7 protein-coding genes are annotated in these 6,610 nt (G+C 44.0%); all 7 read left to right on the top strand.

Annotated elements, in window-relative coordinates; genetic code table 11:
• Positions 1-322 precede the first annotated feature (322 nt).
• A complete protein-coding gene (locus A2W93_12265) occupies positions 323-784 on the top strand; it encodes an SsrA-binding protein (GenBank protein ID OFY56393.1) in 462 nt (153 codons plus the stop codon).
• Between the two features lie 263 nt (positions 785-1,047).
• A complete protein-coding gene (locus tag A2W93_12260) occupies positions 1,048-2,043 on the top strand; it encodes an ATPase (GenBank protein OFY56392.1) in 996 nt (331 codons plus the stop codon).
• Entirely contained in the window at positions 2,043-2,921 is an 879-nt protein-coding gene (locus A2W93_12255) for a hypothetical protein (GenBank protein OFY56391.1), read from the top strand. The genes A2W93_12260 and A2W93_12255 overlap by 1 nt, the downstream gene beginning before the upstream one ends.
• Positions 2,918-3,853, top strand: coding sequence for a hypothetical protein (locus A2W93_12250; GenBank protein ID OFY56390.1), 936 nt, complete (start codon positions 2,918-2,920; stop codon positions 3,851-3,853). The genes A2W93_12255 and A2W93_12250 overlap by 4 nt, the downstream gene beginning before the upstream one ends.
• 4 nt (positions 3,854-3,857) lie before the next feature.
• The gene (locus A2W93_12245; protein OFY56399.1) at positions 3,858-4,841 is read left to right on the top strand and encodes a hypothetical protein; all 984 of its coding nucleotides are present in this window, start codon (positions 3,858-3,860) and stop codon (positions 4,839-4,841) included.
• A gap of 5 nt (positions 4,842-4,846) precedes the next feature.
• A complete protein-coding gene (locus tag A2W93_12240; GenBank protein OFY56389.1) occupies positions 4,847-5,893 on the top strand; it encodes a hypothetical protein in 1,047 nt (348 codons plus the stop codon).
• An 11-nt stretch (positions 5,894-5,904) separates the two neighbouring features.
• Entirely contained in the window at positions 5,905-6,609 is a 705-nt protein-coding gene (locus A2W93_12235; protein ID OFY56398.1) for a hypothetical protein, read from the top strand.
• Position 6,610: the final 1 nt, after the last annotated feature.

Raw genomic sequence — 6,610 nt, 5'->3', positions numbered from 1 at the left:
CCATTTGGGTGTCCCGGAAATTGTATAAGGCTGCATATCATGCATTTACAAAACAGAAGTTATTAAAGTGTCGAAGTCAGGAGGAGTATCGGACGGAGCTTCGCAGTTTCTTTTGATGCCTTCACGTGGTACGTGACACGGTCGGCACATCTATGTTCCTTTGTCACGATTGTCACCTTGTCACAATTGCAAAATGTAACGTGTAACGCCTTCCGCTTCCAGCGGAATAAATTCCACGATTGTAACGTGTAACGAAAGATGTTTCCGCAACTGATTACTCACAACTGACCACTATTATGTATCTTTGCAATCCTTAAATATCATGGCAACACAAAACAACATACAGATCAAGAACAAAAAGGCGTATTTCGAGTACAACATTCTCGAAAAATATACGGCTGGTCTTGTGTTGCAGGGAACTGAAATAAAAAGCATCCGCGCGGGGAAAGCATCGATTGCCGAGGCCTATTGCATCATCGTTGCAGGAGAGGCTTTTATTCGCAACATGAACATTTCTGAATACTCCTTCGGGAGCTATAATAATCACGACCCGAAGCGCGACCGCAAGCTGTTGCTCAATCGCAGGGAATTGAAAAAACTCCATAATAAAATCCGCGAAACCGGCCTCACCATTGTTCCTCTGCTACTTTTTCTTTCGCCCGAGGGATTTGCCAAAATTGAAATTGCGCTGGCCAAGGGTAAAAAAATGTATGACAAGCGCGAATCCCTGAAGGAAAACGACAACCGCCGCGAAATGGAGCGGAAGGATACCTATAAAGAGTAATTCATTTCTTTTTCGGTCAATTCCTGCATTTTAGAAAATACCCAATAGGTTCGGGTCGTATTTTCGACAGCTTTTTCGCTTTTAGGGGTCGTATTTCCGACATAATTCTTCCGGAAATGTTGTTTCATCTCGAAAAAAGCACATTATACTATTTAAGTCACCCAACCTGACAAAAATTTCCGGATTTTCATACTAAAACGAAATTTTGTCAGTTATACTGCATTGGCTTTAAAATTGTAAAACCCCGCAAAAATTTTCAAAAAATGATGCCTACTGTAGATATTCACGAGCTTAACGAGCGCATACAGCGCGAAAGTGCATTCATCGACCTCATCCGCATGGAGCTGGGGAAAAGTATTGTCGGACAAAAAAACATGGTAGATCGCTTACTGATTGCCTTGTTCGCCAATGGTCATCTGCTGCTTGAAGGTGTGCCCGGTCTGGCAAAAACACTGGCCATCAAATCGCTGGCATCTACCATCGATGCCAAATTCAGTCGCATCCAGTTCACACCCGACCTGCTGCCGGCCGACCTGATCGGAACCATGATCTACAGCCCGAAGTCGGAACAGTTCAATGTGAAGAAAGGACCTGTCTTTTCGAACTTCGTGCTGGCAGACGAAATCAACCGTTCCCCCGCAAAAGTTCAGAGCGCCCTGCTCGAGGCCATGCAGGAACGTCAGGTCACCATTGGTGAAAACACCTACAAACTGGAAGAGCCGTTCCTGGTGATGGCAACGCAGAATCCCATTGAACAGGAAGGGACTTATCCATTGCCCGAAGCTCAGGTAGACCGTTTCATGATGAAAGTACTGGTGACTTATCCGGAAAAAGAAGAAGAAAAGCTCATCATACGCCAAAATTTGGCTCCGCAATATCCGGTGCCCAATAAAGTGGCTTCGGTTGAGCAGATTATGTATGCCCGCAAACTTGTTAGTGATATTTATCTGGATGAAAAAATCGAAAATTACATTACCGACATTGTGTTTGCAAGCCGCTTCCCTGCCCGTTATGGATTGGTGAAATACAAAGACATGATAAATTATGGTGCATCGCCACGTGCCGGAATCAACATGGCGCTGGCTTCAAAAGCATATGCATTGCTGAATCACCGCGGCTATGTGCTACCCGAAGATATCAGAGCCGTTGCGCCAGACGTAATGCGCCACCGCATTGGTCTCAGCTACGAGGCCGAAGCGGAAAATATTACCACCGATCAGATTATCATAGATATTTTAAACACAGTTCAGGTTCCGTAATGGAAAACGATAATTTTCAACTTTCAAAAAAAGTCAGACGCATTGAAATTAAAACGCGGCGTCTTACCGACGAAGTGCTGGCCGGCTCCTACCACAGCGCTTTCAAAGGTCGCGGCATGACTTTCAGCGAAGTGAGAGAATACGGCTATGGCGACGACATGCGCAGCATCGACTGGAATGTAACCGCCCGATTCAATCATCCTTTTATAAAAGTTTTTGAAGAGGAACGGGAACTCACCGTCATTCTGCTCATCGACGTCAGTGGTTCAAACAACATTGGTTCAACAGCTGTTTCGAAAAATGAGCGAGTGGCTGAATTAGCCGGAACGCTTGCGTTTTCTGCACTGCGCAACAACGATAAAGTCGGCGTAATCTTTTTTTCTGACAGAATTGAGAAGTTTATTCCGCCTAAAAAAGGTCAGCAGCATATTCTGCGCATCATTCGCGAATTAATCACTTTCAAGCCTGAAGGCCGTGGTACCAACATTTCCGCTGCGCTTGAGTATTTCAACCGCGTTGTGAACCGTCGAGGCATCGTGTTCCTGATTTCTGATTTTATCGACAATGGCTATGAGCGCGCCTTTGCAATTACTGCCCGCAAACACGATCTTGTTGCGCTTCGAGTGGTTGACAAAATTGAAACTACGGTTCCCGGGTCAGGCATGATTCTGATGCGTGATGCCGAAACCGGCCACACACGCGTGATAGATCCGAACGGCGCTACTGCAAAAACATACATTGCCTGGTGGAACCAGCAACAGTTATACCTCACGCAGACCGCTGCCAAATTCAATATCGACGTGGTTGATTTCATGACTCACGAAGACTTTGTAAAACCATTGGCCAAACTTTTCAAAAAAAGAGGAAAAAGAATATGAGAAAACCGGCTACATTTCTTGTTTTCTTGTTTGCAGTTTTTTGTGTATCTGCACAGACCGACCTCAAAGTATCGCTCAGCCGAGACTCTATCAGAATTGGCGAATTATCGCAAATGCAGTGGCAGCTATCTTTGCCTGGTGGAACAAAAGTTCTTCAAATGCCGATGGTGGCAGATTCAATGCCATCCGGAATTGAAGTTGTCAAGAAAAAAGAAATCATTACTGAGAAAAAAGGCAAGCTCGAAATTTACAAACAACAATTATCGGTATCCGCCTACGATAGTGGATACTTCACCATTCCAGCACTATCAGCCATTATTCAGCAGGGCGACGATACCGTAGAAATACTGAGTGACTCGCTGCTGCTCTATTGCACGACCATTCCGGTTGACACAACCAAAGCTGTAAAAGACATCAAGGATATTTACGAAGTCGATGAGAAAACATCGTGGAAATGGCTCTGGTACGTGATTGCAGGAATATTGATTGCTGTCGCAGGATTTTTCATTTACTTACGTTTGCGCAAAAAGAAATCTGTAATTCCGGCTGAGGAAATTGTCTGGATCAATCCGGCGGAAGCCGCTTTGGCAGCGCTGCGCAAAATGCAGGAATCGCGCGCATGGTTTAGTGTTTCGCCAAAAGATTTTTATACTGAACTTGTTGAAATCATTCGAAAATATTTAAAATACTCGCGTGACATTCATGCTGAAGAAATGCTTTCATCGGAATTGATCAATGCTGTAACAAAAAAAGAATTACCGGTAGCCAGCATTCAAAATCTGAAAGGAATACTTTCTGTGGCAGATATGGCCAAGTTTGCACGCTTTCGTCCTGAACCGGGGCAATACGAAAAATCGGTCAGCAATGCCATCGATTTTGTGAGTGAGACCAGACCCGTTGAAACAAACACCGACAACAATGGAATGGATTAATGATCTGTCTTTTGAGAATCCATGGGCGTTTCTGCTAATGGCTTGTATCCCGCTGATGATTTGGTGGTACATTAAAAATTTCAGGCAGTCGCGTCATGCTGTTGTTGCATCATCGTTGAAAGCTGTTGAAAAAGCACCGAAAACTTTTCGTGAAAGATTATTTCATTTTCTTCCTGTTTTCCGATTGACTGCGATTGCTTTTATAATCGTTGCTATTGCGGGGCCACAATCATACAGCTTTCATGATGACTACAACATCGAAGGCATTGATATTATGCTGGTGAATGATGTTTCGGGCAGCATGCTGGCTGAAGATCTGAAACCCAACCGACTCGATGCTGCAAAAAATGTAGCACAGGATTTCATTGCCGGTCGTCCCGATGACAGAATCGGATTGGTTGCCTTCAGCGGTGCCGCCTTCACTCAATGCCCGCTCACAGCCGATCATGCGGTATTAAAACAATTACTGCTTCAGATTCAGAATGGCATTGTGCGCGATGGAACAGCCATTGGTGATGCTGTTGGAATTGCGGTAGATCGCCTTCGCTTCAGCACTGCAGTCAGCAAAGTAATCATTCTGCTTACTGACGGAATTAATAACAGCGGGTTTGTCGATCCTCTCAACGCCGCATCCATGGCGAAACTCTATGGTGTCCGCCTGTACACGGTTGGAGTCGGAACAACAGGAAAAGCACCGTATCCGGTTAAATCCATCATGGGCACATCCTATGAATATGTCGACGTGCGCCTCGACGAACCCATGCTGCAGGAAATGGCGTCGATGACAGGTGGAAAATATTTCCGCGCAGTTGATAATAAATCGCTTGAATCCATTTATTCAGAAATTGATGAAATGGAAAAGACGAGAATCAAAGTTGCCCGCATGTCGGAAAAACATGACCTGTTTTTCTATCCTGTACTGATGGCTCTATTTTTACTTGCCTTTGAATTACTACTCCGTTACACCGTTTTACGAATTATACCTTAATAATTATGTACAGATTTGAACATCCGCAATATCTCTGGTGGCTGGCTGCCCTGCTGGCCGCAACAGGTTTGTTTCTGCTGTACTATTTCGCAAGAAAGAAACAGCTCGCCCGTATGTTTTCCGGGAATAATCTCCGATTGACCATTCCGGATTTTTCGAAAAACAAACCGTTGACAAAATTCATACTTCTGTCTATAGCAGCGGCTTTTATGATTATATCGCTGGCCAATCCGCTGTCCGGGAAAAAAGTGAATAAACAGGTTCAATCGAAAGGCAGTGATATTCAGTTTGTGGTTGACATCAGCAACTCAATGCGCTGCGAAGACATTAAGCCAAACCGGCTCAGCAAAGTGAAACAAATTATGCTTGGCATGATTGACCGCATGGGCTCGGATCGCGCAGGACTTATTGTTTTTGCAGGAGATGCATTCATTCAACTGCCTATGACCATTGATCAGACTGCAGTTGCCATGTTTGTCCGAAACCTTGACCCAGAGCTCATCAGCCGACAGGGAACGCACATTGAAAAAGCGTTGACAACAGCATTAATAAGCATCGACAGCAGCAAGGCAAAATATCCGGCCATTGTTTTACTCAGCGATGGAGAGAATCTTGAAGGCGATCCCGGACCCGTAATCGTAGAATTGCAGAAAAGAAAAATTCCGGTTCACACCATTGCCATAGGCACTGAAAAGGGTGGTCCAATCCCTGTTTTCAGCAATTCTGTTCGCACCGGTTACAAAAAAGACGAAGGCGGTAATACCGTGATCACCAAGCCAGACGAAGCATTACTGAAAGGATTAGCAACTCAGACCGGAGGATTGTTTATCGGCACAAAAGACCTTGGCAACGCTGCTGAGAGCATCATGGATGAGCTCAATAAATCTGAAAAAGCGGAAAATCGCTCCATGATTTTTTCGGATTATAATTCTTTGTATTTGTGGTTACTCATCCCGGCTTTTCTATTATTACTAATTGATTTTGTTCTAATGGAACGGCGCATGAAATGGCAGGATCTGTTCAAAAATTTCATAGAAAGGAGGAATGTGTAATGAGACATTTGATGATTTTAATCATTGCAATTTTTGTTTCATTGGCAGGGTTTGGGCAGAATTCGGCACAAAACGTTATTGACGGAAACAAAGCGTATCGCAACAAAGAATTTGATAAAGCTTCGGGTCTGTACAGGAAAAGTCTTGAACAAAAAAATAATTATAATTTTCAGGCGCGCTACAATCTTGCAAACAGCATGTATAAAAGTGGTGACTTCGAAAGCGCGAGAGAAACCTATGCGGGAATTTTAAATGATAGTCTTGATAATCGCACACAGAGCCGGCTTTATCATAATATCGGAAACACGTACATGCAACAAAAAAATTATGAGCAAAGCGTGAATGCCTACAAAAACGCGCTCCGGCTCAATCCATCCGACGATGACGCTCGCTACAATCTTTCCTATGCATTGCAGCTGTTGAAAAAACAGCAACAGCAAAATCAACAGAATCAGCAAAACAAGCAGAATCAGAACAAGGACAAGAACGAGGACAAGGATCAGAATAAGGACGAGAACAAGGACCAGAACAAGAACCAGGAAAAGCAACAGGATCAGCAAAAAAATCAGGAACAAAAAAAGAATGAAATAAGTTCCGGCCAAGCCGATCAGATGTTGAAAGCTTTGCAGAACAAGGAAAAACAAACGCAGCGCGAAATTCATACTCAGCCTGTTAAAGAAGGACAAGGTTCCGGAAACGGATACAAAGACTGGTAAA

Source organism: Bacteroidetes bacterium GWF2_43_63 (genome assembly GCA_001769275.1).
Lineage (GTDB): Bacteria > Bacteroidota > Bacteroidia > Bacteroidales > DTU049 > GWF2-43-63.
Note: the sequence above shows the minus strand (reverse complement) of the source record. Positions and strands in the feature narration are given on the sequence as shown.

Bases quoted from the DNA above. Each gene is read 5' to 3' on its own strand.
- A2W93_12240 (OFY56389.1), top strand. From the start codon at position 4,847: ATGTACAGATTTGAACATCCGCAATATCTCTGGTGGCTGGCTGCCCTG.
- A2W93_12260 (OFY56392.1), top strand. From the start codon at position 1,048: ATGATGCCTACTGTAGATATTCACGAGCTTAACGAGCGCATACAGCGC.
- A2W93_12235 (OFY56398.1), top strand. From the start codon at position 5,905: ATGATTTTAATCATTGCAATTTTTGTTTCATTGGCAGGGTTTGGGCAG.
- A2W93_12265 (OFY56393.1), top strand. From the start codon at position 323: ATGGCAACACAAAACAACATACAGATCAAGAACAAAAAGGCGTATTTC.
- A2W93_12250 (OFY56390.1), top strand. From the start codon at position 2,918: ATGAGAAAACCGGCTACATTTCTTGTTTTCTTGTTTGCAGTTTTTTGT.
- A2W93_12255 (OFY56391.1), top strand. From the start codon at position 2,043: ATGGAAAACGATAATTTTCAACTTTCAAAAAAAGTCAGACGCATTGAA.